This is a genomic window from Burkholderia singularis (assembly GCF_900176645.1).
GTDB classification, from domain to species: domain Bacteria; phylum Pseudomonadota; class Gammaproteobacteria; order Burkholderiales; family Burkholderiaceae; genus Burkholderia; species Burkholderia singularis.
Map to the genome: position 1 here is coordinate 14,386 of NZ_FXAN01000109.1, position 24,015 is coordinate 38,400.

Annotated in this window: 17 protein-coding genes and 2 pseudogenes; 9 read left to right on the plus strand and 10 right to left on the minus strand. The window is 66.7% G+C overall.

Annotated elements, in window-relative coordinates; translation table 11 throughout:
* Nucleotides 1-369: 369 nt before the first annotated feature.
* On the minus strand, nt 370-2,640 hold the full coding sequence (locus tag BSIN_RS22305) for an NADP-dependent malic enzyme (protein ID WP_069233650.1): 2,271 nt from the start codon (nt 2,638-2,640) through the stop codon (nt 370-372).
* A 521-nt stretch (nt 2,641-3,161) separates the two neighbouring features.
* Between BSIN_RS22305 and BSIN_RS22310 the strand changes: the two genes are divergently transcribed.
* The 7 genes from BSIN_RS22310 (at nt 3,162) to BSIN_RS22340 (ending at nt 11,258) form a co-directional block, all read left to right on the plus strand.
* Nucleotides 3,162-3,848 (plus strand): orotate phosphoribosyltransferase, encoded by a 687-nt coding sequence (locus BSIN_RS22310; RefSeq protein ID WP_069233648.1) that lies wholly within the window; start codon nt 3,162-3,164, stop codon nt 3,846-3,848.
* 271 nt (nt 3,849-4,119) lie between these two features.
* Nucleotides 4,120-4,716, plus strand: coding sequence for a YbhB/YbcL family Raf kinase inhibitor-like protein (locus BSIN_RS22315; protein ID WP_089342032.1), 597 nt, complete (start codon nt 4,120-4,122; stop codon nt 4,714-4,716).
* Between the two features lie 432 nt (nt 4,717-5,148).
* A complete protein-coding gene (locus tag BSIN_RS22320; protein ID WP_089342033.1) occupies nt 5,149-5,718 on the plus strand; it encodes a flavodoxin family protein in 570 nt (189 codons plus the stop codon).
* A gap of 523 nt (nt 5,719-6,241) precedes the next feature.
* On the plus strand, nt 6,242-7,186 hold the full coding sequence (argC, locus tag BSIN_RS22325; protein ID WP_089342034.1) for an N-acetyl-gamma-glutamyl-phosphate reductase: 945 nt from the start codon (nt 6,242-6,244) through the stop codon (nt 7,184-7,186).
* Nucleotides 7,187-7,679: 493 nt separating this feature from the next.
* Nucleotides 7,680-9,032: a DUF2957 domain-containing protein gene (locus tag BSIN_RS22330; protein WP_369828241.1), complete on the plus strand. Its 1,353-nt coding sequence runs from the start codon at nt 7,680-7,682 to the stop codon at nt 9,030-9,032.
* A 131-nt stretch (nt 9,033-9,163) separates the two neighbouring features.
* The gene (locus BSIN_RS22335; RefSeq protein WP_059516266.1) at nt 9,164-10,411 is read left to right on the plus strand and encodes a DUF2957 domain-containing protein; all 1,248 of its coding nucleotides are present in this window, start codon (nt 9,164-9,166) and stop codon (nt 10,409-10,411) included.
* A gap of 16 nt (nt 10,412-10,427) precedes the next feature.
* Nucleotides 10,428-11,258 (plus strand): OmpW/AlkL family protein, encoded by an 831-nt coding sequence (locus tag BSIN_RS22340; protein ID WP_059516264.1) that lies wholly within the window; start codon nt 10,428-10,430, stop codon nt 11,256-11,258.
* 164 nt (nt 11,259-11,422) lie between these two features.
* Here the strand turns inward: BSIN_RS22340 and BSIN_RS26625 are convergent.
* From BSIN_RS26625 to BSIN_RS22355, 3 genes and pseudogenes are all read right to left on the minus strand, one after another.
* A pseudogene (locus tag BSIN_RS26625) lies at nt 11,423-11,894 on the minus strand (LysR substrate-binding domain-containing protein); the annotation flags it as partial.
* Between the two features lie 363 nt (nt 11,895-12,257).
* Nucleotides 12,258-12,905, minus strand: a complete 648-nt coding sequence (locus BSIN_RS22350; protein ID WP_089342036.1) for a LysE family translocator — start codon at nt 12,903-12,905, stop codon at nt 12,258-12,260.
* A 129-nt stretch (nt 12,906-13,034) separates the two neighbouring features.
* A pseudogene (locus BSIN_RS22355) lies at nt 13,035-13,907 on the minus strand (NAD(P)-dependent oxidoreductase); the annotation flags it as partial.
* A 128-nt stretch (nt 13,908-14,035) separates the two neighbouring features.
* On the opposite strand from BSIN_RS22355, the gene BSIN_RS22360 reads away from it, so the two are divergent.
* Nucleotides 14,036-14,791 (plus strand): Mut7-C RNAse domain-containing protein, encoded by a 756-nt coding sequence (locus BSIN_RS22360; protein ID WP_089342038.1) that lies wholly within the window; start codon nt 14,036-14,038, stop codon nt 14,789-14,791.
* A gap of 185 nt (nt 14,792-14,976) precedes the next feature.
* Here BSIN_RS22360 and BSIN_RS26065 read toward each other — a convergent pair whose 3' ends face one another.
* On the minus strand, nt 14,977-15,207 hold the full coding sequence (locus BSIN_RS26065; RefSeq protein ID WP_173678736.1) for a hypothetical protein: 231 nt from the start codon (nt 15,205-15,207) through the stop codon (nt 14,977-14,979).
* 419 nt (nt 15,208-15,626) lie between these two features.
* Between BSIN_RS26065 and BSIN_RS22370 the strand changes: the two genes are divergently transcribed.
* Nucleotides 15,627-15,998: a hypothetical protein gene (locus tag BSIN_RS22370; protein ID WP_173678737.1), complete on the plus strand. Its 372-nt coding sequence runs from the start codon at nt 15,627-15,629 to the stop codon at nt 15,996-15,998.
* 260 nt (nt 15,999-16,258) lie between these two features.
* Here BSIN_RS22370 and BSIN_RS22375 read toward each other — a convergent pair whose 3' ends face one another.
* From BSIN_RS22375 to BSIN_RS22395, 5 genes are all read right to left on the minus strand, one after another.
* Nucleotides 16,259-17,488 (minus strand): MFS transporter, encoded by a 1,230-nt coding sequence (locus tag BSIN_RS22375; protein ID WP_089342040.1) that lies wholly within the window; start codon nt 17,486-17,488, stop codon nt 16,259-16,261.
* The gene (locus BSIN_RS22380; protein ID WP_089342041.1) at nt 17,469-18,629 is read right to left on the minus strand and encodes a 3-deoxy-7-phosphoheptulonate synthase; all 1,161 of its coding nucleotides are present in this window, start codon (nt 18,627-18,629) and stop codon (nt 17,469-17,471) included. The genes BSIN_RS22375 and BSIN_RS22380 overlap by 20 nt, the downstream gene beginning before the upstream one ends.
* A 64-nt stretch (nt 18,630-18,693) precedes the next feature.
* A complete protein-coding gene (locus BSIN_RS22385) occupies nt 18,694-19,485 on the minus strand; it encodes a 2,3-dihydro-2,3-dihydroxybenzoate dehydrogenase (protein ID WP_059516249.1) in 792 nt (263 codons plus the stop codon).
* Between the two features lie 85 nt (nt 19,486-19,570).
* Nucleotides 19,571-23,626, minus strand: coding sequence for an AMP-binding protein (locus BSIN_RS22390; protein ID WP_089342042.1), 4,056 nt, complete (start codon nt 23,624-23,626; stop codon nt 19,571-19,573).
* 56 nt (nt 23,627-23,682) lie between these two features.
* The gene (locus BSIN_RS22395; RefSeq protein WP_089342073.1) at nt 23,683-24,003 is read right to left on the minus strand and encodes a DUF2218 domain-containing protein; all 321 of its coding nucleotides are present in this window, start codon (nt 24,001-24,003) and stop codon (nt 23,683-23,685) included.
* Between the last annotated feature and the right edge of the window lie 12 nt (nt 24,004-24,015).

Genomic DNA, 24,015 nt, shown 5'->3' on the forward strand with positions numbered 1-24,015 from the left:
CGCCGTGACGGGCGGGTATGGCGAGCGTTTTCGGCGCGCCGACGAAGGCTGCCCGCGATCCGCGGTGCCGCGCCCGCTGGCCGCCGCGGCTTCACAGGCGGGATGGCGAACGCGGGTAAGCCGCATAGCCGCCACCGCCCGGCGGATCGCGTGCGGCACTGCCGGCGTGCCGCATCTGCAGCGCGGACACCGGCGGCTGCCGCCCCGTAGACTGCGGCCTTTCACGGCCGCTGGCAGCCACAAAACTTGCAGCGATGAAAAAAGGCGGCCGCCCCACTCGGGCGACCGCCTTTCCTTTTACGCACCAGCATGCGGTTCGCGCGGGCAACCGAACCGGCCAGGAACGGCCCACGCGCCCGCGCGTTCGCGTTACTTTACCTGCACGTTCGCTGCGGCCACCGCCGTCATATTGATGATCCGGCGCACGGTCGCAGCCGGCGTCAGGATATGGACCGGCTTCGCCGCGCCCAGCAGGAACGGGCCGACGGTCACGCCTTCGCCGCCGACCATCTTCAGCAGGTTGTACGCGATGTTCGCCGCCTCGACGTTCGGCATGATCAGCAGATTCGCCTCGCCCGTGAGCGTCGTGCCGGGGAACGCCGCCTTGCGGACCGCCTCGGACAGCGCCGCGTCGCCGTGCATCTCGCCGTCGACTTCGAGATCCGGCGCACGCTCGGCGATCAGCCGGCGCGCTTCCGCCATCCGGCGCGACGACGCCGACGGCGCGCTGCCGAAATTCGAATTCGACAACAGCGCCGCCTTCGGCACGATCCCGAAGCGTTCGATCTCGGCGGCGGCCTGAATCGTCATGTCGGCAAGTTGCTCGGCGCTCGGCAGCTCGTTCACGTAGGTGTCGCACATGAACAGGTTACGGCCCGGCAGCATCAGCAGATTCATCGCCGCGAAATGCCCGGCGGCCGGCGCGCGGCCGATCACCTGCTCGATGAACCTCAGATGGCTGTGATACGTGTCGATCATTCCGCAGATCATCCCGTCTGCGTCGCCAAGATGCACGAGCATCGCGCCGATCAGCGTGTTGAACTTGCGCAGCGCCGCCTTCGCGACCTCGGGCGTCACGCCGTCGCGCGCGCCGATCTCGTGGTATGCCTGCCAGCAGCGCTGGTAACGCGGATCGTCTTCCGGATCGACGATCTCGAAATCGACGCCGACCGTCAGCTTCGAGCCGATCTTCTTGAGCCGCATCTCGACGACCGCCGGACGGCCGACGATGATCGGCTTCGCGATCTTCTCCTGCAACACGAACTGTGCGGCGCGCAACACGCGTTCGTCCTCGCCCTCGGCGAACACGATGCGCGCGCGATTCGACTTCGCGGTCGCGAACACGGGCCGCATCACCATGCCGGTGCGGTAGACGGTCGCGCCGAGCTGCTCGCGGTACGCGTCCATATCGGCGATCGGGCGCGTGGCGACGCCCGAATCCATTGCCGCCTGCGCGACGGCGGGCGCGATCTTGATGATGAGGCGCGGATCGAACGGCTTCGGAATCAGGTATTCCGGGCCGAATTCGAGCGAATGGCCTTCATACGCTTTCGCCACTTCCTCGCTCTGATCGGTTTCCTGGGCCAACTCGGCGATCGCGCGCACGCACGCGAGCTTCATTTCCTCGGTGATCGTCGTCGCGCCGACGTCGAGCGCGCCGCGGAAGATGAACGGGAAGCACAGGACGTTGTTGACCTGGTTCGGATAGTCGGAGCGGCCGGTCGCGACGATCGCGTCGGGGCGCACCGCTTTCGCGTCTTCCGGGCGGATCTCCGGCTCGGGATTCGCGAGCGCAAGAATCAGCGGCTTGTCCGCCATGGTCTTGACCATGTCTTGCTTGAGCACGCCCGCGCTCGAACAGCCGAGGAACACGTCCGCTTGACGAATCGCGTCGGCGAGCGTGCGCGCGTCGGTGGTGGCCGCATAGCGCTGCTTCGACGGATCGAGATTGCCGCGCCCTTCGTAGATCACGCCCTTCGAATCGGCAACGAGCACGTTCGATTTCGACAGGCCCAGCTTCACGAGCAGATCGAGGCACGCGATCGCCGCCGCGCCCGCGCCCGAGCAGACGAGCTTCACGTCCGCGAGCTTCTTGCCGACCACCGTCAGGCCGTTCAGGATCGCCGCCGACGCGATGATCGCGGTGCCGTGCTGATCGTCATGGAACACGGGGATCTTCATCCGCTCGCGCAGCTTCTGCTCGATGTAGAAGCACTCGGGCGCCTTGATGTCTTCGAGGTTGATGCCGCCGAGCGTCGGCTCGAGCATCGCGATCGCGTCGACGAGCTTGTCCGGATCGGATTCCGACAGCTCGATGTCGAACACGTCGATGCCCGCGAATTTCTTGAACAGGCATCCCTTGCCCTCCATCACCGGCTTGGCCGCGAGCGGGCCGATGTTACCGAGGCCCAGCACCGCCGTCCCGTTCGTCACCACGCCGACCAAATTGCCGCGCGACGTGTATTTCTGCGCGTCGAGCGGATCCGCGTGAATCGCCTCGCACGCGGCGGCCACGCCCGGCGAGTACGCGAGCGACAGGTCGAGCTGGTTCGACAGCGGCTTCGTCGGCGTGACGGAGATCTTGCCGGGCTTCGGATTCTGGTGATAAGCGAGCGCGCTCTGTTTCAGTTGTTCGTCCATGATGAGCTTGCGAGAGACATGCGTTATAGAGGAATTGGAGACTCAGTACCGAGCACCAGAGGCCACGAATGCGGAGATCGAAGGGATGGTCGACTGCGACGGCCGTCGCGCGCCGGATCGGCGCGGCATTGAACCTTGGCGGATGGCAAGCGGGAAGTACAAAGCACCGAGCGAATACTTAGGGTCGCCTAGTGTACACCTGCCGGCGGCCCGCACGATGCTGCGGCGCGGCAGCGGCAATTGCTTCGGGATACTGGCTTTCGGCGGTTTGCGCGGCTTGCCCGCGCCCGTTGCGCCGCCAGCAAAACGGCCCGATCGCGGCAAGCGCGCCGAGGTCCGCCGGACGGATCGCACATCGGGTAAAATAGTCGGCTGCGCGCGCAGCGAAGCGGCTCGACGCGGCGGGCGGCAGTCACAACGCGCGCGCCCGCGCCATCCGCGCCCGGCTCTTGCAACCGGATTCCCGTAAGCTGCGCCACCGGGCCCGCGCCTGCCCTCGCTCATCATCCAAGGAACGCCCCATGACAGGCTTCGATCGCCAGACGATCTCCGACACGACCGCCAAAATCCTGCTCGAAGTGCAGGCGGTGCACTTCAATGCCGACAAGCCGTTTATTTTCACGTCCGGCTGGGCGAGCCCCGTCTATATCGACTGCCGCAAGCTGATCTCGTTTCCGCGCGTGCGCCGCGGCCTGATGGAAATGGCCGAATCGACGATCCTGCGCGACGTCGGTTTCGAGCAGATCGACGCGGTGGCGGGCGGCGAAACGGCCGGCATCCCGTTTGCCGCATGGATCGCCGACCGGATGATGCTGCCGATGCAATACGTGCGCAAAAAGCCGAAGGGTTTCGGCCGCAACGCGCAAATCGAAGGCTTTCTGGAAGAAGGCTCGCGCGTGCTGCTCGTCGAGGATCTGACGACCGACAGCCGCAGCAAGGTCAATTTCATCAACGCGCTGCGCAATGCCGGCGCGCAGGTGAACCATTGCTTCGTGCTGTTCCACTACGACATCTTCAAGGAAAGCGTGTCGGTGCTGAAGGATATCGGCGTGGATCTGCACGCGCTCGCGACATGGTGGGATGTGCTGCGCATGGCCAAGGCATCCGGCTACTTCGAGACGAAGACGCTCGACGAAGTCGAGAAATTCCTGCACGCGCCGGCCGAATGGTCGGCCGCGCATGGTGGCGCGACGGGCTTGCAGGAGTAAGCTTCGGTAAGTGCGTGCCGCCTTCGCGCCGTTGCTTGACCTCGCAACGCCTGCCGGTATCGGCAGGCGTTTTCTTTTGGCGCGCCCAACGCACCGGCAACTCGTCAGCCTTGTCCACATACGCTCCCGCCACGCACACCGACTGGTTTGCGCGACTCACGCCGCCATGCGTCCCCTAATGCTAGACTTGCTCCCATAATCGGATTCAGACATCGAATCGCTGTCGATCAGCGCCGGGACGCGCCGGCATACATGACAGGAGAAGGGCCATATGCGTGTGGGTCGCCGAGTGGTTCCGCCGGGTTCGCGCCGGCGCTTCTTCTCGCTCGCCGTCGCCAGCGCTTCGCTCCTCGGCCTCTTCCATGGTCCGCACGCGCTCGCGCAAAACCCGTTCACGCTGACAAGCAACGATCTGCATCCCGGCGGGCGCGTCGGGGCCATCCATCTGTTCAACCAAGGCGATTGCAAGGGCGGCAACCTTTCGCCGCAGCTCACGTGGCGCGACCCGCCGCCCGGCACGAAAGGCTTCGCCGTCACGATGTTCGATCCCGACGCGCCCGGCCGCGGCTGGTGGCATTGGGCCGTCGCGGGCATCCCGGCAAGCGTATCGAGCCTGCCCGCCAATGCGAGCGCGTCCGGCTATCTGCGGCGAATCGGCGCAATCGAAGCGCGCAACGACTTCGGCGCCGACGGCTATGGCGGCCCCTGCCCGCCGCCCGGCAAACCGCATCGCTATGTGATCACGGTATACGCGCTGAGGGCGACCGACCTGCGCGTCGCCACAGGTCGCCCCGCGCAGATGTTCGACCATGAGATCGGCACGGAGACGCTTGGCTCCGCGCAACTCGTGGTCATTTACGGGCGCTAACGCGCGCAAGCGGGCAGACGCGGCGACAGCGGCCATTGGGCGCTCCTCTACCACGGCTGCCAGAAGGCTTTGCCGCTTGCGAAGCCGCCCGGCTGCGACTGACGGCGGCAACCGAGGCAGTCGCAACCGCCATCGGAGCCGCCGCCAGCACGATGCGCCACCCGGCTGCCTACCTTCCGATGCACGCCCCGCTGCGCGCTCAACCGCTCCTCCCACCCATGCCCGGCGCTCGCCAACGCGACGGCAAACCCCCGCGCGCATCGCGCCCGACATTCGTTTCACCTGCGCAATTCAGTTATGCGTCGAAGGCCTCGCTCGCGCCATATCGCACAGCTAGACTCTAGCCGGTCGTCCCGCGCCGCTTGCTGGGGCGCATCGTTGCGCGCGGCCGGTTCGCGCGCGATTTCGTCGTTTCATTGTGGAGAAACAGGCATGTCGAACATCGTCATCGTTTATCACAGCGGCTACGGCCACACGAAAAAGCTGGCCGAAGCCGTGTTGGCCGGCACGCAACAGGCAGGCGCGAGCGCGCAGCTCATCGCGGTCGGAGACCTCGACGACGCCGGCTGGGCCGCGCTCGACGCCGCCGACGCCATCGTCTTCGGCGCGCCGACCTACATGGGCGGGCCGTCCGCCGACTTCAAGAAGTTCGCCGACGAGACGTCGAAGGCATGGTTCACGCAGAAGTGGAAAGACAAGCTGGCGGCCGGCTTCACGAACTCGGCAACGATGAACGGCGACAAATTCTCGACGATTCAATACTTCGTCACGCTCGCAATGCAACATGGGATGGTGTGGGTCGGCACCGGCCTGATGCCGGCGAACACGAAGGCGGCAACCCGCAACGACGTCAATTACGTCGGCGGCTTCACCGGCCTGCTCGCGCAATCGCCGTCAGATGCGTCGCCGGACGAGGCGCCGCTGCCGGGCGATCTCGAAACGGCGCAGGTGTTCGGCGCGCGCGTCGCGGCAGCCACCGCGCGCTGGCTCGCCGGCCGGTAACCGAGCCAGCCCGGCGAGCGCGCGCCGGGCTCGCGGGCAACCGCGCGCGCTCGGTGCAGCCGGTGCGCGTCGGCTGCCCAGCCTTGGCCGGCCGGCAATGCCGATCGCTCAAGACTGAAACCGGCCTGCGAGCACAGCGAGCGCCGATATCCTGATCGGCGCGCCACCGTCGTCGGCCGCGGCGCAGGCAAGTGATCGGCGCGCGTCGGCAGCCGTGCCGCCGACGCTCGATAGGCGGCACCGATCGACCCAAAAATCAGGGCCGGGACAGCGGGCGCAACCCGCCCGCGCAGCCGGACCGGCACGGCGTCATCGGCAGCCGCGCCAACCGGAGACGCAAACAGAACAGGGACGGATCGGCGAATGGCGCGGATTCAGCACTAGCGATGGCGAGCGGGATAACCCAGCGGTATTTTTCCCGCCAATCCGGTTACGATGCCGCGCGTTGCATCTTAAAATAGCGGTTTTCTCGCGGCGGCGTCACGCCGGCCGCTCCGATCCAGCGCAATCCAGCGAGAGCGAGATGAGCACGAAAGTTTTTGTCGACGGCCAGGAAGGCACGACAGGCCTCAAGATCTTCGAATATTTGTCCGCGCGCGGCGACATCGAAATCCTGCGCATCGACGAAGCGAAGCGCAAAGACGTCGACGAGCGCCGCCGCCTCATCAACGCGTCGGACGTCACGTTCCTGTGTCTGCCCGACGCCGCATCGCGCGAATCGGCGGCGCTCGTCGACAATCCGCACACGACGCTGATCGATGCGAGCACCGCGTTCCGCACGAGCGCCGATTGGGCGTATGGCCTGCCCGAGCTGAACCGCGCGCAACGCGAGCGCATCCGCACCGCCAAGCGCATCGCGGTGCCCGGCTGCCACGCATCGGCGTTCGTACTCGCCATGCGCCCGCTCGTCGATGCGGGTATCGTCGCGCCCGAATTCTCCGCGCACTGCTATTCGATCACGGGTTACAGCGGCGGCGGCAAGAAGATGATCGCGGACTACGAGGCGGGCGGCGTCAAGCTCGCGAGCCCGCGTCCGTATGCGCTTGGCCTCACGCACAAGCACCTGCCCGAAATGGCGGCGCATACCGGCCTCGCGAACGCGCCGCTCTTCACGCCGATCGTCGGGCCGTTCTACAAGGGTCTCGCCGTCACCACGTACTTCACGCCGGCGCAGCTCGCGAAACGTGCGACGCCGCAGGACATCCAGCACACGCTCGCCGAGCACTACGCGGGCGAGGCCTTCGTGCGGGTCGCGCCGTTCGACGCGGCGCAGAATCTCGACGAAGGCTTCTTCGACGTACAGGCGAGCAACGACACGAACCGCGTCGACCTGTTCGTGTTCGGCACGGCGGAGCGCTTCGTAACCGTCGCACGCCTCGACAACCTGGGCAAAGGCGCGTCGGGCGCGGCGATTCAATGCATGAACCTCAACATCGGCGTGGCCGAGGACACGGGGCTCAAGCGCTAAACCGCCCCCGGATTGCAGCGTGCGATAACGAGCCGGCCCGCGAGGCCGGCTTTTTCATGCCACATTAAATCCGAAAGCAATTAAAAGAATACCGGGCGGTTTACATATATTCACAAGCTTTCGAATTAACCAAAAGCAAAGCGCAAAGAATTATCGATTTAATGATTATCCCGGATAGGGATTCACCTGATCCACGCTTCAAACGCTTGCAGCGATCCGCAAAAACCCCGATAAAACCTCGAAAAAACAACACTTCCCGGCGGCTGCCGCGAAAACATCAAACAGCCCTTCCGTTTTAATTTCCTTCGTCACGGCCCATCATTTCGGGCTGCCAACCACTTCGAATCGTTTAAGTCCGCCCATTTAGACGATTCCATCGATTGACAGGAAAAAACGACATGCCCAAATTATTGAAACAAATAAGCACATTGGAGACAGAGGCATGTCGGAAGCCTTTTCGAAAGGGGTGGCAATGGCCATGGCCCTTACCCCGATGCTCGTCGCGTGCAGTGGCGGCGGCGGCGGCTCCCCAGCCGCCATCGATGTTCCGCAATGCTCCGGCGCGAGCTGCGGCGTGCAAGGTCCGCCAAGCTCGACGCCCGCCAACACGGCGCTCTGCCCGGCGAATGCGGATATCGGCAGCAGCACGTATCTGGGCGGCGCGGGCGGCGGCGAGATCGTCAGCCTGAACATCAACGCGACCGCCATGACGTACACGCTCAAGTGGCTCGAATCGCCGGTTCCGCTCACGACCGGCACCGTCACGCCGTCGCGCGCCGGCACGACGATCACGGGCCAAGTCACGCATCCGCCCGCCGGCACGCTGCCGACGGCCGAACAAACGCGCTGCGCGTTCGTGCTGCTGCCCGGCAGCGGCACGTCGCCGTCCGGCGCGACCTACTCGAGCGCCGCCGATTTCAACCAGGCAAACCCGCCGATGATCCTGATCGGCTTCGGCGTTGCGGGCGGCGGCATTCCCGGCGCGACGATTCAATTCAGCGGCCTGACGATCATTCCGGGCCTGTTGCAGAACGTCGGCCAAGTGCCGCAACGTCACTTCGACTTCTATCCGTTCCTCGGCTTCGCGAACACGACGACGGATCTCTCGAAACTGCCCGGCACGTACAACGCGCTGATCTATCACTCGGTGCCGTCGGCCAGCTATGCGACGCAGGGGATCAATTCGAGCGAGACGTTCGATGCGAACGGCGCTTGCACTTCCACGAGCGCGTCGGGCTGCATGACGACGGGCAAGCCGTGGACCGCAAGCGGCAACGGCTACTTCAACAGCGCCCAGGCTGCGCAGATCCTGCCGCAAACGAAATTGCCGATCGTCGGCGCGACGGGCCAATCGGCGAGTGCGCACATGGTGCTCGGCCAGTTGAACGGCGCGACCGTGCCGGTCATCGTGCGCACGGGCGACGTCAACCTCGGCACGCCGCCGCTGCATCTGGACGCGAAGGTCGACGACGAATCCGGCATCGCGGTGCTCGGACTCGCGAAGGCGATCGCGTCGGGCAGCATCGACGGCGGCTATGCCGGCGCCGACTCGAACTTCAAATACACGGCAACGGTAATCAAGGCGGCGGCGGGCACGTTCGTCAACCCGAGCACGCAGCAAGCGGAAACGGGCTTCAGCCTCGACTACGGCCAGTCGACGCCCGGTCTGCTCAGCGCCTCGACGTCGGGCTCGCCCGCGTCGAGCGGCTACGTGATCGCGAACGGCGGCCTCTATGCGGCACTGATCCAGGGCACCGTCAACGGCGGTATCACGCAAAGCTCGGCGATCGCCGGGCAAACGCCGTCCGCGCCTTACTTCGGCGTGGGCGCGCAAGTCAGCAAGTAGCGGGCGCTTGGGAGCGCGGCGGCGCGCGCGAATGCCGCGCCGCCGTCAGCCCGCAGCCAGCCCGACGACGAGCGGCCGACAGGGAGCCGGCCGCCGCATAACGACAATTTTGTGGAGTTTGGAGGAGCATCATGAAGCGGAACGTCATTCTGGCGCTGGCCTGCGCTACCCCCCTCATTTCGGCATGTGGCGGCGCGGACAACAGCAGCGAAGCGCAGCCTGTCGTCGAGACGCCGCTCTGTCCGTCGACAGTCGATTACGGCACGGTCTATACGGGCGGCAGCGGCAGCGGTGAACTCGTCAAGTTGCAAATCGACACGACGAAGATGACTTGGCAGATCACGTTCGTCGCGTCGCCGGTTCCGCAAACCACGGGCACCGCCGCGCCGACACGCGCAGGCACCGTCCAGAGCGGCACGCTCACGCATGAGACGCTGCTGCCGACGCAAAAACTCAATAACTGCGCGTTCCGCTTGAACGGCGCGAGTCTCGACCCGAACCGCCCGGCGCGGATCTTCCTCGGAATGGGCGTCGTCGGCGGCACGGTCCCCGGCAAGGAGATCCAGTACGGCGGCCTGCTCGGACAAGGCGCGATTCCCGACACGAAATTCCCGTACTACCCGTTCATCGCGTTCTCGTCGCTGGAGACTAATGTCGCGAATCTTGCCGGCACGTACAGCCAGCTCGGTTACGGCCAGGTCGGCTCGCAGAATTTCGCGCCCGTCACGATCGACGCGAAGGTCACGATCAATGCGAACGGCACATGGACCCGCTGCGATTCGACGGGCATCTACGCCGGCGCCTGCCGCCAGCCCGGCACCAACCTCGTGCAATCGCCCAACGGCACGGGCGCGTTCGAGACCGATCATTTCCAGAGCCAGGCAAAGCCGACGCTCGCGACGGTGCCGCAGGCCAAGGGCTTCGTGATCGTCGGCAAGCTGCGCAACCAGCTGGTGCCGATCATGATCCGCACGGGCGTCGCGAACCCCGGCCCGACACCCGACGCGAACGGCGTGCCGGGCCTCACCGCCGACGACGAGGCGAGCATCTCGATCCTGTCGCCGCAAACGGCGCTCACGACCGGCTCGCAAAACGGCGAGTACATCGGCGTGGACAGCCAGTTCGACTATCGGACGACCGCGCTGACCAACACGCAGGCGACGCTGCTCGACCCGTTCAATGCGTCGCAGGCGTCGCTCGCGACCGCGCTGAACCTCGACTACACACAGACGGTACCAGGCACGATCACATCGACGCACGTCGGAGCGGGCAGCTCCGCGCCCACCGGCAAGTTCATTTTCACGGGAGGGGTGTTCGGCTTGCTCGACACGTCCAATTCGTCGTCGCCGTATTTCACGATCGGCGCGTTCGTGCAATAAGCGACCGGGAGGCCGTATGAAAAAAGCACTCCGCGCGGCGCTCGGCGCCGCCGCGCTGGCCCCGTTCGCCGCGCATGCGCAAAGCGCGGGCAGCAACGTCATCACGCTCGGATGGTTTCACGTGATGCCGCAGCAAAGCAGCACGCCGCTCACGACCAACGTCGCGCCTACGCCGATCAACACGCCGCTGCGGCTGCCGCCGTCGTTCACGTCGGACGGCACGGGGCTGCGCACGAGCGGCTCGGACACGCTCGGCATGACGATCAGCCATTTCGTGACCGACCACATCGCGGTGACGTCCGTGGCGGGCGTGCCGCCGGTGTTCTCGGTCAAAGGGCACGGCACGATCGTCCCGCCCGGCCCGGCGGGCGCGCTCGGTACGCAAAACATCGGGCTCGCGCAGGTCAATCCGAACGTGAAAAGCGTGCGGCAGTGGAGTCCGGCCGTCGTGTTTCAGTATTATTTCGGTCAACCAACGACCAAGTTCCGGCCGTTCGTCGGCATCGGCGTGTCGTACAACTGGTTCAGCGATCTGCAACTCAACACGAACTTCATCAAGCAGACGCAGGACAATCTCGGAGCGATTCTCGCCGCAGGCGCGGGCAAGCCGGGGCTCACGCAGGTGTCGGCAAAGGCGTCGTCGTCGTGGCAGCCGGTGTTCAATGCGGGCCTGACGTACAACATCACCGATCACTGGGGGCTCGTCGCGTCGGTCACGTACATTCCGCTGAAGACGACGTCGACCGTGACGATCAAGGCAGCCGACGGCACAACGCTCGCGGAATCGAAATCGGACTTGAAAGCCGATCCCCTCATCAGCTACCTGGGGATGTCGTACAAGTTCTGAGCGCGGCTCCCCCGATCGACGGGCAAAAAAAAAGCCCGCCTGAAAAGGCGGGCTGAATCCATATCAGAGGAGACATGGAGGAGACAGTTCGTACTATACGATATCCTTTGACGCGTTGCAACATTTCTGTCGTGAAAATACGGATTTTCCCTCGAGCAACTGCTCTAATGCGCCGGCAGCCGCGCCACCGATGCGGTTGGCGCGCCGTTTTCCGCTTCCAGCACCGCGCTCCACTGGTCGCGCAGCAGCTCGACCGGGCACATCTGCCGCCCCGGCAGCACGCCGTGTACGAGCCATACGTGGATTCCGGGCGCGATTCCCGGCGCTTCGATCACCTTCAACGCCGCCCGGTGCGGGTTGCGCGCCAGCGCCGACACCGCCGCGACGCCCAGCCCAGCCCCGCGCGCAACGAGCGAGAGCGGCAAATCCAAGCTGAGCGCCTCAACCACGACGTCGAACGACAACCCCGCCGCGCTAAACGCGCGGCTGAGCGCCGAGCGCCGAGCGCATCCCGCAGCCGTCCTGACTTAGCGCCCGCGGATAGCGCGCGAGCGTGTCGAGCGACAGCGGCCCTGGCGGCAGCGCAAATTAGCGCGCCGCGACGAGCACGGTCGGCTGCGTGCCGAGGCTCCGGCTTGGATTCGCGTGGGCGGCGCTCGTGCTGGACTGGCGGCGCGAGGCGCGGTGAGCGACGGGTCCGCCGGCCGGTAGGGGCCGCACCGGTTGGCGGGCTCCAGTGGCCGGTAGGGGTCGCGCCGGTTGGCGGACTCCAGTGACGCTTGCGCCGACGCGACGCGCGGCAGACCACTGTTGACGCCGGACCGGCAGGCAAGCCGGTTGTTTGCGCAAGACGGCCGGCAACCGCACGGCGCGTGCGAATCTCGCGCGCGAAATCTTGCGTATGAATCGCATCAGTCGGAACGCTGCAAAACGGCCGCGCCGCATCAAAGGCCGCGCGACCCACACCGCCTGCCTATCGCAAACCGGTTCGACGCCCCGTTAGTGCCGCACCAGCGCCATCATCGCGCCGAAGCCGACGAAGATCCCGCCCGTCAGCCGGTTGAACGCCCTGGCGACGCTTGCGCTCCGAAGCGTCGCGCCGATCCGCGTGCCGAACGACGCATAGACGATGTACCAGCTCACCTCGATGACCGCGAACGTCGAAACGAGAATACCGAACTGCGGCAGCGTGGAAGCGGACGCGTCGATGAACTGCGGCAGGAGCGCCGCGGCGAACAGGATCGCCTTCGGGTTGCTGCCCGCGACGAGAAAGCCGTTGCGAAACAGCGCCCAGCGCGACACCTCGGCCGCGCACACGCCGCCCGCACGCGGCTCGGCGCCCGGCGCGCCGCCTTTCTCGTCGACGCCCGCCCGCCACGCCTTCACGCCCAGATAGACGAGATATGCGGCGCCCGCATAGCGCAGCGCGTCGAACATCGCCGGCCACGTCTCGAGAAACACGCCGAGCCCCGCCGCGGATACCGACAACATCGCGACAAGCGCGCTCAGGCAGCCCGCCATCGTCGCGGTCGAACGCGGCAAGCCGTGGCGCGCGCCGTGCGTCATCACGAGCAGCATGTTCGGCCCTGGAATCGCCGATACGACAAAAACCGTCGCGACAAACAGCCACCACGTATGCAGATTCATAACGTCCTTTTCGAAAAAAGAAAGGCAACGCCGATTATGCCGGCAACCGCTGACCGGGGCAGGGCGAGCGGCGGACAAGCGCAACGGCCGCCGTGCATCCAAGACAAATGGCCGCCGCGTCACGCCCCGTCATCGTGCCGCCCGCCGCGCCGCTACCTGCCCGAGCACCGCGAAATCCTGCTCGCCGTGGCCATGCGCGAGCGCTTCGATCAAGCTGTCCCGCACGACGCTCGCGATGGGCAGCGGCACCGATCCCGCGTCGCCCGCCTCGAGCGCGAGCCGAACGTCCTTGAGCCCAAGCCGCGCCTTGAACAACGCGGGCTCATAGCGCCCTTGCGCGATCATCTCGCCGTAACCCTGGTAGACGGGGCCGGGAAACACGCTGTTGGTGATCACGTCCAGATAGTCGCGCATCGCGACGCCGTGCGCGGCAAGCAGCGCGGCGGCTTCGCCCATCGTCTCGATCGCCGACGCGAGCGTGAAATTCGCCGCGATCTTCACCGCGTTCGCATGCTGCGGCAACGAGCCGATCCGCCAGGTTTTCTGGCCGATCGCGTCGAACACCGGCTGCATCCGGTCGATTGCCTCGGCAGGCCCGGCCGCGATGATCGTCAGCCGCGCCGCGGCCGCAACGTCCGGCCGTCCCATCACCGGCGCCGCAACGTAATGGATGCCGCGCTCCGCGTGCATTTGGGCGAGCGTGCCGGCCAGAGAAATCGAGATCGTCGCCATATTCACATGAATGAGGCCGCGCGGCGCATGTTCGAGCAGTGCTGCATCGAACACGCCGCGCGCGGCCGCATCGTCGGCGAGCATCGAAAACACCGCATCGCCCGCGAACGCGTCGGCAACCGTCGCGGCCTGCTGCGCGCCCAGCGCGACCAGCGGCGCGACGCGCTCGGGCGAACGGTTCCATACGCGAACGCGATGCCCCGCTTTCAGCAGATTCGTCGCGATCGCCACGCCCATTTCGCCCGTACCGATAAATCCGATGTCCATATCTGTCGTGTTCCTTTCATTCGCCGTGTCACGTCACCAGCACGAGTAAAGCACAGGCACGTGATATTTGCTCGCGGCCGTCATCCATCCGCGCGCGATGCGGCCAGCGCGCAGCGGTGCGATACTGGGCCATGATCACCGTGACCTTCCGCTTCCATGCAGAGCTGAACGATTTCCTTGCGCGGCCGCTGCGCAACCGCGAATTCGAACGCACGCACGCGCGCGGCACGAGCGTCAAACATGCGATCGAAGCGCTCGGCGTTCCGCACACGGAGGTCGAGCTGATTCTGGTCAACGGCGAATCGTCGACGTTCGAGCGCACGCTCGACGACGGCGACCGCGTCGCCGTCCACGCGCGCGTCGAATCGCCGGGCATCGGCCCACTGTTGCGCGTGCGCGCCGCGCCGTTGCGCGTCACGCGCTTCATCGCCGACGCGCATCTCGGCGGCCTCGCGCAGCTGCTGCGTCTGGCGGGCTTCGATACGCTCTACGACAATCACTATCCGGACGCGCGGATCGAAGCGATCGCCGCGCGCGACGCGCGCATCGTGCTCACCCGCGACCGCGAATTGCTCAAGCGCCGCACCATCGTGCATGGCTGCTATGTGCGCGCGCTCAAGCCGCCCGCCCAGCTGCGCGAACTGTTCGACCGGCTCGATCTTGCCGGCCGCGCGCAACCGTTCCGGCTGTGCCTGTCGTGCAATGCGCCGCTGCGGCGCATCGAACCGTCGCAGGCCGCCGCACGCGTGCCGCCCAGCGTGCTCGAGCGGCATACGCGCTTCGTCACCTGCGATATCTGTCGGCGTGTGTTTTGGGAAGGCTCGCACTGGCGGCACATGCGCACGCTGATCGACAGCGTGTCGCGGCCGGTACCGCCCGGCGTATGACCGGCGCGCGGGCGCATGGCCCAAGCGTAAAAAAATCGCGCTTGGGTTTGTGCCGGTGCTTGAAATTCCGCCCGCTCGGCAGTGGTTTGAATAGGCGTGACAAAAAACAAACCCCGCCCTGCGCAAGGAGGACGGGGTTTGTCCGAGAAGCGGCGGCGGCGCGTCGCACCGCCGCGGGCCAATGCTTACTGCTGCGCGCCCTTGTCGTTCGTACCGGCTGCCGACGCGGCTTCCGCCTTCATCTTGGCCTTTTCCGAACCGTGCTTCTTCAGCTCGTGCTTCGGCTTGCTCTTGTCGTGCTTGGCGGCCGATGCGGCAACCGGCGCGGACGCGGCCGGCGCGGACGCCTGTGCGAACACGGAAGCCGAAGCGAGTGCGACAGCAGCGGTGGCGATCGAAGCAATGATCTTCTTCATGTTTTTCCTTGACTATCCAAAACGGAAAGATCCGATTAAGAACGATGCGTTGGAGCGCATCTGGCGCCGGTATTATCCGAGATCCGGCCGTGCGCCCGGCTGTTCGCCGGGCATTCGTCGCACCGGATGCTCGTGCGCCGCTTCTATAACGCAGCGCGTGCGCGCGGCGTTGACACATCGTGCACAGCCTTTTTCAAGCTTGCGCGTCGCGCGCCGTCAGCGAAATGAAAACACTTTTTAACACCCTCGGCGCGCGTGTCTTGTTAGGCTCGGGGGCACGTCCGGATGCACGAGCATCGTGTTTCGCACGACATTTCGCTCACATCATCCGCCTCATCGGCGCAAAGCGGCATGCGCCGGGTGGAATCCGGATGTGCCGTCAACGCATGACTTTGCAACGAATCACTTTGGAATCGCCTATGAAATCGATCAAGATTCTCGTGCGCTGCGCGCTCGTCAGCGCCGCAGCGACGCTCGCTGCCTGCGCCGGCTCACCGGCGAACGGCCCGCAGGGCAGCTCGGCAAACGGCCGAATCATTTATGTGTCGTCGGCGCGCGAGCCGCGCGACATCGAACGCTGCCTGACGAGCCGCCTGCCGCAGGCGCGCGTCGCGCAGCAAAACCCGACGACCGTGCTGATCGGACCGTACTCGACCGATGCGGATTGGACCGTCACGCTCGCGCCATCCGGCTCGAGCGGCACGACGCTCGGCGTCTATCGCCCGAGAAGCGGCGACGGTGATCCGGAAGAATCGGAGCTGCGCTTTCATATCGCTCGCTGCTCGGTATGACGCGCGGCGCGCTGGGCAGCGTCGATTCGACGCGCTTAGCCGCTTAGCCGCTTAGCCGCTTAGCCGCTTAGCCGCTTAGCGCGTCCAGCATAGTCGATCGACGCGCCCGCGTGCCGATATGCCGGTGCGCCGATATTTCAGCCCGCCGGCGCCGCGTATTCGCGCCCGCCGTCCGGCCGGCGCAACTCACGCCCCCACCGCTCGACTCCGCCGCCCGGCGCATGCCGCCGTGCCCGCCGTTGCGCGCCGGGCAACCCGCGTCACGGCTGCGCATGCATCCGCCGTGTGCGCAGCCACGTCGCGCCGCACACCATCAACAACATCCCGCCGATAACCACAAACGGCGCTTGTGCGCGCCAGTCATACAACGCCGCACCGATGAGCGGCGCGGCAACCATGCTGAGCCCTTGCGCGGTGGACATCGCCCCGGCGCATGCGCCCTGCTCTCGCGCATCGACCGCCGCGCTCGCGAGCGCGGCCACCGCGGGAAACGACGCGCCCATCCCGCACGCGGCGACGAGATAGCTCACGCAGACGGCCATCGGCTGCGCCGGCCCGACGAGCAGCACCGACGCGAACCCCGCCGCACCCGCGAGTGCTCCCCAGCGCAGCCACTGCAGCGGTGCGACGCTCGGCAGCCGGCCGACCACCGACTGCATCGCGATCATGCCCAATCCCGCGCTGCCGAGCGCGTAGCCCGCGACGACAGCCGCTTGCCGCGCCGGAACGTGCAGCCGGTCGATCACGTAAAACCCGAACGCGCTGTTCGCGATCCCGATGACGCTGTACAGCACCAAGGCGCAGAGCCAAGGCTTGCGTATCCGCGCATCGGCGATCTTCAGCCGCGCCGGCGCATCGCGCCGCTCCCGCGGCCCGGTATCGCGCAGACGGCCGAGCCCCGGCCAGCCCGCGAGCGGCAACAGCGCGAACACGGCAAGCATCGCCGCCATATCGTGGCCGGCGATCCAGCCGGCGACGGGCGGCGCGATCACCATGCCGAGCGCCCCCGCCGCGCCGAAGCGCGCCATTGCCGCCGCGCGCGCGTGCGGCGCGGTGCGATCGGCAATCCATGCAACCGCCGCGACCGGCAACGCGGCGAAATATCCGCCCATCGCCGCGCGCGTCGCCAACAGCACCGCCACGCTCAGCGCGAGCGCAGGCGCGCGAGCGCGCAGCGCCCACCCGACATACAGCGCGAGCAGCAGATAAGACGCGGTAAAACCGGCCATCGCGATGCGCATCACCGGCACGCGGCCGCGCAAATCCGCCAAGCGTCCCCAACGGCGCGCGGTCGCGACCCAGACCAGCCCGACCACGGCAATGATCGCGCCCATATGCGATGCCTGCAGATTCAGCAAGCGCGCGAGCGGGGCCGCAACGGCGAAGAACGCATAGCTGCCCGCCATCATCGCGAAATTCGCGATGAGCAGCGGCGTGAGCGCCGGGCCGGTTGCGGCTGTCGACGCGGTGTCAGCGGAAGTCGTGGACATGTCGTTCCTGATCGATATAAAGCGGCGAAGGCGCGGATTGGCGACGGTGCGTGACATGAGCGGCCAGACGCGCATGCGCGCTCATCAGCGCCGCCTCGGTCGCCTGCCAGCCGAGGCACGGATCGGTGATCGAGCAGCCGTAGCGCAACGCGGCCGGCCCGTCATCGAGCGACTGCCGCCCTTCTTCGATGAAACTCTCGAGCATCACGCCACGAATCGAGCGATTGCCGGCGCAAATCTGTTCGACGACATCGTCGAGCACCGTGACCTGCCGAGCGGCATGCTTGCCGCAATTCGCGTGAGAACAGTCGACGATGATGTTCTGCGGCAACGCATTCGCGCACAGCGCGCGCTCAGCCGCCGCGACGCTCGCCGCACCGTAGTTCGGGCCGTCGCGGCCGCCGCGCAAAACCAGGTGCGCATGTGGATTGCCGTCGGTATCCAACACGGCCGGATAGCCTTCGTCGTGCAGGCCGATGAACGTGTGCGCCTGCATGCTGCTGAGCATTGCGTGAACCGCGACGTCGACGCCGCCGTCCGTGCCGTTCTTGAAGCCGACCGGCATCGGCAACCCCGAGGCCATTTCGCGATGCACCTGGGATTCGGCCGTGCGCGCGCCGATCGCGGTCCAGCTCACCAGATCGCTCAGATAATGCGGCGTGACGAGATCGAGTGCCTCGACCGCGGCCGGCAGCCCGAGCGCGCTGACTTCGGTGAGCAGCCGGCGCGCGGTCGCAATCCCTTCGTCGATCCGATGGCTGCCGTCCAGGCGCGGATCGTTGATGAGCCCTTTCCAGCCGAGCGTCGTGCGCGGCTTCTCGAAATACACGCGCATCACGATGCAGAACACATCGCGCACCGCCGGCGCCAGGCGGGCCAGGCGCAGCGCGTAATCGAGCGCGGCCTGCGGATCGTGAATCGAACACGGCCCGACGATCGCGATCCAGCGCGGATCGCGTCGCTCGAGAATCGCCTGCAATTGCCGCCGGCCAGCGTCGACGCTCGAGCGCATCGCCGCCGTGAGCGGATAGCGCCGGCGCAACGCGGCAGGCGCGGGCAACGGCATGCGAACGCGCTGCCGCGCGCCGCGCGCGGGCTCCCCGGCCGCCCCGCCGTTCGAGTACAGGATGATGTTTTTCATAACCGGATATCGAGAAGAAAACGAAGAGGCCGGCGCGCCGACGCTGCGGCGCGCGCCAGCCGTGTCATGCGCCGAGCGTCGCGCCGCCGTCGACCGTGAAGCTATGCAGCGCCACATGCCGCGATGCGTTCGACAGCAGGAACAGCACGGCGGCCGCGACATCGTCCGGATCGGCGATCCGGCGTAACGGAATGCCGGTGCGAAACGCCGGCAGCGAGCCGTCGATCACGGCGTCGGCGCTGCGCGCATCGGTCCAAAGCTGGCGCTGCATCTGCGTGTCGGTCGAGCCGGGCGCGACGATGTTGCAGCGAATCCCGTATTCGGCAAGCTCGAGGCCTAGGCATTTCGTGAATTGATGCGCGGCCGCCTTCGACGCCGCATATGCCGCCATCCGCATTCGCGGCACGAGCGCCGCATTCGAGCCGACCGTGACGATGCTGCCCGCGCGCAACGGGATCATCCGCTGCGCGACCGCGCGCGACAGATAAAAGACGCCGCTCGTGTTGACGGCGAAGCTGTGCGCCCAATCGTCATCGCTCAGCGTGCTCGCGTCGGCCACGCGCAAGATGCCCGCGACATTGGCCAACATGCCGATCGGGCCGAGCGTCGCATCGATGCGCTCGACGGCGGCGCGCACGGCGTCGGCGTTCGCGACGTCGACGGCAAACGGATGGATGCGCGCGCCGGCCGATCCGGCGTCGGCGGCCAACTGCGCGAGCGCATCAGCGCGCACGTCGAGCGCCGCGACGCTCACGCCGCGCGCGGCAAGCGCGCGCGCAACGGCCGCGCCGATACCCTGCGCGGCACCGCTCACCACCGCGACCGTGCCGGGAAATTCGGGGAAGGTGCCACTCATCGGATCAAGCTCCTGAATATCGTGAATGCCGGAGAATCGTGGAAAAGCGTCGAAGACGCGCAGGCGCCGGTTTCGCGCGCCAGCGCTATCCGAGACGCTCGGCGAGCACCGCGCCGATCTCGGCCATCGGCGCGGGATCGGACATGCCTTCGTGCGAGCATGCGAGCACGCGGCATTGCAGCGCGCCCGGGCGCAGATGCGCGGACCACGCGTCGGCACGGGGCGCATGCGCGGGATGGCGGGCGGCGCGAAACAACAGCACGTCGCCGTCGTAGCGCGGCGTATCGCTTGAGCGGAACATCTGCATCTGCCGCAGCGCCTGTGCGGCGAACGCGTCCAAGCCCGCCGGGCCGAGCGAGGCAAATGCGCCGTTCGCGCGCAGCAACCGCTCGCGCAGCGCATCGGCGGCCGCGCCGCCGGTATCGAAATCGCCGTCGGCGCTCAGCAAGATCTGCAATACGTCGCGCAATGCCGGCATCGGGTAGGCGCGCCACGCCGACGCGGGATAGCTGTCCATCAGCGCAAGCAGGCCGATCGAGTGCCGGTCGCGCGCCAGCTTCGCCGCGACACCATGCGCAAGTGCGCCGCCGAGCGACCAGCCGAGCAGGTAATACGGCCCCTGCGGCTGCAACGCGCGCACGCGCGCCGCGTAGCACTCGGCCAGCGCGTCGAAATCGGAAGCACTGCGCGTTTCGCCGACCGACATCTGCAAGCCATACACGGTGGTCTGCGGCACATGCCGCGCAATGCGTAGATAGCCCCACGCAATGCCGTCGGCCGGATGGAAACAAATCAGCGCCGGCCGGCCCGCGTCGCCGGTCTGGATCGTCAGCGTCGGCGCGAACGCATCCGGTGTGGCATGCGGGCGGTGGTACGCAAGCGGCACGCTCAGCGCCTGCGCGAGCGCGCGCACGCTCGCATGGCGAAACAGCATCGAAACCGGCACGTCGCGCCGCAATTCGGCCGCAAGGTGCGCGGCCGCCTGGATCGCTTGCAGCGATTTGCCGCCCAGATCGAAGAAATTCGATGCGCCCGTGAGCGGAACATCGCCCAGCACGTGCAAAAACGCGCGCTTGACTTGGCGCTCCAGCCCGCTCGCATCCGCGTCGGCGTCGGTGCTGTCCGTGCGTTGCGCGGTTGCATGCGCCAGCAGCGCCTTGCGGTCGGTTTTGCCGTTCGGGTTGCGCGGCAGTGCGTCGAGCACGTGCCACGCATCGGGAATCGCCGGTGCGGGCAGCGAGCGCGCAAGGAACGCGCGCAGCGCAGCCACGGCAGGCTCGCCCGCGACAAACGCGCTCAACGTGCAAATTCCGTCGCCGCGCGATACCGGCACGATCGCCGCCTCGCGCACGTTCGGCATCCTCAGCAGCAGGTTTTCGATTTCGAGTGGCTCGATGCGCAAGCCGCTGATCTTCACTTGGTGATCGATGCGCCCGAGAAACCGCAATTGCCCGTCGTGCAGCCGGGCGAGATCCCCGGTCCGATATGCGCGCTCGCCAGTGTCGGGCAGCATGACGAAGCGCGCGGCGCTCAGTTCGGGATCGTGCAGATACTCGAGCGCGAGTGCGTCGCCGACGAGCACAAGCTCGCCGGTTTGGCCCACTGCAACCGGATAAAGCCGCTCGTCGACGAGCCGCGCGTCCACACCCGGGCGCGGCAGGCCGATCGGCACCGCATCGCCGTCACGCCAAACGGCGTGCGGGCCGCCGACGCGCGCCGTGGTCGCGATGACCGTCGCTTCGGTTGGCCCGTAAGTGTTGAGCAGCACGTGCTGCGGCAGCAGCGCGCGCCAACGCGCGATCCGCTCGGGCAGCGCCGCCTCGCCGCCGATGATCACGAGCCGCACGCCGCCAAGCCGCCGCGCGGCATCGGCGTCGAGCGCATGGGCGAGCACGTGCCAGTATGCGGTCGGCAGATCGAGCACCGTAATGCGCAGACGCTCGATCGCGATGGCGAAGGTCGCGACCGAATCGAGCATCGCATCGTTGCGCAAGACAAGTGTCGCGCCATTGCATAGCGCGGAGAAGATTTCCTCGATGCTCGCGTCGAAATGCAGCGGCGCGAACTGCAGCACGCGGTCGGACGGCCCGATGCCGTACAACGCGCGCGTACTCGCAACGAACTGCGCGAGCGCGCGACGGCCGACCAGCACGCCGTTCGGCTTGCCGGTCGAGCCCGACGTGTAGAGCAGATACGCGGGTTGTCGGGCGCACGGCTCGGCATTCGTTTCGCTATCCGTAACGATACGCGACGCAGCGTCCAGCTCGACGTCCGCTTCGCTGATCGAGGCGACGCTCGTTGCGGCATTCGCGGCCGTGCTTGGAGTCGCGCCGACGCGCGGCGCGGCCATCGAATCGACGCGGCTCGACACCTTGTCCGCCACGGTGCCGAGCGCCGCGCCAGCCAAATCGATCGCGTCGAGATCGACGACCGGCAGCGCGCCCGTCACGCCTCGCCACTGCGTGCGCGTTAGCACGAGATCGGGCGCAGCATCCGCAAGCATGTCCGCTGTCCGCTGCGCGGGGCCGCCGGGATCCAGCGGCACGAATGCCGCGCCGACTTGCAATGCGGCCAGCATCGACACGATCGCATCCGCCGAGCGCCCCACCATAATCGCAATCCGGCTGTGCGCGGCCGCGCCGCGTTGGGTCAGCGTTTGCGCGAGCGCATCGACGCGCGCGATCAACGCGCGATAATCGAGCCGCACGTCGCCGGCTTCGATCGCGATGCTGTCCGGTACGCGCGCCGCCGCCTGCCGCACAAGCGCGAGCACGTCGATCACGGGCTCGCGCAGCGGCTCGCCTCGGCAGACCGACAGCGGCGGCAGATCGTCCAATAGCGGCTCGAGCGGCCTATCCGGCTCATGCGCGGCGAATGCGGCCAGCCAGCCGGACAAATTGTGCGAGAGTGCCGATAAACGCGCATCGTCATACGCATTGGGATTCGCTTCGAGCGTCACGCGCCATGCGCGATCACGCACGACGAACGTCACGTTCAGATCTTTCACCGGCCCGGCGCTGACGGGATGCACATCGCTCGTCAAGCCGGTGAACGTGATGCGCCGATCGAACGGCCTCAGATTTACCACCTGGTTAAACACGGGCTTGTCGTGTTCGAGCAAACCGAGATCGCCGCAAATCCAGCTATAGCGATAATGCAAATGCGGCCGGATCGCGCGCAATTGACCGGCAGTCTCGGCCACGAGGGTATGCGGTGACGCATCGGTGCGAACGTGTACCGCGAACGGCACGAGGTTCATCGCCATGCACGGCACATCGAGAACGGGGGTGCCCAGCCGGTTCATCACCGGCATGCCGAACGTTAGGTCGCGCCGGCCCGCTTGCTTGGCCAGCCACAGACCGATCGCGGTGAGCATCCATGCGCTCCAGTCCGAGCCGGCGCGTGCGGCCGCGGCCGTCAGCGCATCGGCACGCGCCGGCTCGAATGTCAGCGTGCGCCGCCGCGGCATATCGCCCGAGCGCTGTTGCGGCGCGATCTGCGCAGGTGCGGGTAAGCCGCGCAAATGCTCTCGCCAAAACGCGCGATCCCGCTCGAATCTGCCTGTCTCGCGGTATGTGGCGTCCGCGTCGACCGCCGGCTCGATGCGCCATGTCGGCAGCGCAGGCAGCGGCGCGCCGCCGACACGCGCGTTGTAGCGCGCGGCGACAGCCTGCTGTAGCAGACCGTAACCGAATCCGTCGAGCGCGATGTGATGAACCTGCAAATACCACCAGTGGCGCAGTGGCGACAACCGCAGCAGCGCGGTCCGATACAGCGCATCGGACGTCACGTCGCAGCGGGCCGACAGCGATGCATGCATCCACGCACGCGCAGCCTGTTCGGGATTGCCGTGCGCGCTGAAATCGACGGTCGGCAGCGACGCATCCGCGGCAACACGGCGCTGCCATAAGGTGCGTTGCGTGCTAGGCGCGCCGCCGTCCCATTCGAAGCGCATGTGCAGCGTATCCGCATGGTCGAGCACGTCGGTCACGCTGGCTTGCAGCGCGCCGACGTCAAGCGCGCCGTTTAACTCGATCGCCTCGCCCGTCAGATAGTTCGCGCCTTCCGGGTCGACTTGTTGCGCGATCCAAATGCCGTATTGCGCGGCCGTCGCATGAATCCGTTCACTCGTTTGCTGCATGTGGCGTGTTGGCGAAATAATTGGCGATGCCAAGGAAAAGCCGGGCGCGCAGTGCGTCAAGCGCGCCGCCAGTCGACGGTCAATTGCGTGTTGCGCGCCATCAGCGCTAGGTGCTCGTCCATCACGTATTGAACCCGCTCGAGCTTGTCGGCCGAATCGGCTTCACAGCGGATGCTCAGAACGTCGTCGGTGCGGATCACGTAACACTTGCCGACGGGAAAATCGATCGTGGCGCGATGCTCGTCGAATGACACCGGCACCTTGATCGCGTAGTGCTTGCACATCTTGAACAGCACGCGTTCGGCCTGCGGTAGCGCGACCTCGGCCGTGCTGACGAGCGGCGTGTCCGACGCGGGCAAGGAATTCGGTGTCTGCATGGCGGTTTTGTC

What these genes read in the sequence shown, in the direction of transcription:
- BSIN_RS22305 (WP_069233650.1), bottom strand. Translation starts at nt 2,640, where the DNA reads ATGGACGAACAACTGAAACAGAGCGCGCTCGCTTATCACCAGAATCCG.
- BSIN_RS22310 (WP_069233648.1), top strand. Translation starts at nt 3,162, where the DNA reads ATGACAGGCTTCGATCGCCAGACGATCTCCGACACGACCGCCAAAATC.
- BSIN_RS22315 (WP_089342032.1), top strand. Translation starts at nt 4,120, where the DNA reads ATGCGTGTGGGTCGCCGAGTGGTTCCGCCGGGTTCGCGCCGGCGCTTC.
- BSIN_RS22320 (WP_089342033.1), top strand. Translation starts at nt 5,149, where the DNA reads ATGTCGAACATCGTCATCGTTTATCACAGCGGCTACGGCCACACGAAA.
- argC (WP_089342034.1), top strand. Translation starts at nt 6,242, where the DNA reads ATGAGCACGAAAGTTTTTGTCGACGGCCAGGAAGGCACGACAGGCCTC.
- BSIN_RS22330 (WP_369828241.1), top strand. Translation starts at nt 7,680, where the DNA reads ATGCTCGTCGCGTGCAGTGGCGGCGGCGGCGGCTCCCCAGCCGCCATC.
- BSIN_RS22335 (WP_059516266.1), top strand. Translation starts at nt 9,164, where the DNA reads ATGAAGCGGAACGTCATTCTGGCGCTGGCCTGCGCTACCCCCCTCATT.
- BSIN_RS22340 (WP_059516264.1), top strand. Translation starts at nt 10,428, where the DNA reads ATGAAAAAAGCACTCCGCGCGGCGCTCGGCGCCGCCGCGCTGGCCCCG.
- BSIN_RS22350 (WP_089342036.1), bottom strand. Translation starts at nt 12,905, where the DNA reads ATGAATCTGCATACGTGGTGGCTGTTTGTCGCGACGGTTTTTGTCGTA.
- BSIN_RS22360 (WP_089342038.1), top strand. Translation starts at nt 14,036, where the DNA reads ATGATCACCGTGACCTTCCGCTTCCATGCAGAGCTGAACGATTTCCTT.
- BSIN_RS26065 (WP_173678736.1), bottom strand. Translation starts at nt 15,207, where the DNA reads ATGAAGAAGATCATTGCTTCGATCGCCACCGCTGCTGTCGCACTCGCT.
- BSIN_RS22370 (WP_173678737.1), top strand. Translation starts at nt 15,627, where the DNA reads ATGAAATCGATCAAGATTCTCGTGCGCTGCGCGCTCGTCAGCGCCGCA.
- BSIN_RS22375 (WP_089342040.1), bottom strand. Translation starts at nt 17,488, where the DNA reads ATGTCCACGACTTCCGCTGACACCGCGTCGACAGCCGCAACCGGCCCG.
- BSIN_RS22380 (WP_089342041.1), bottom strand. Translation starts at nt 18,629, where the DNA reads ATGAAAAACATCATCCTGTACTCGAACGGCGGGGCGGCCGGGGAGCCC.
- BSIN_RS22385 (WP_059516249.1), bottom strand. Translation starts at nt 19,485, where the DNA reads ATGAGTGGCACCTTCCCCGAATTTCCCGGCACGGTCGCGGTGGTGAGC.
- BSIN_RS22390 (WP_089342042.1), bottom strand. Translation starts at nt 23,626, where the DNA reads ATGCAGCAAACGAGTGAACGGATTCATGCGACGGCCGCGCAATACGGC.
- BSIN_RS22395 (WP_089342073.1), bottom strand. Translation starts at nt 24,003, where the DNA reads ATGCAGACACCGAATTCCTTGCCCGCGTCGGACACGCCGCTCGTCAGC.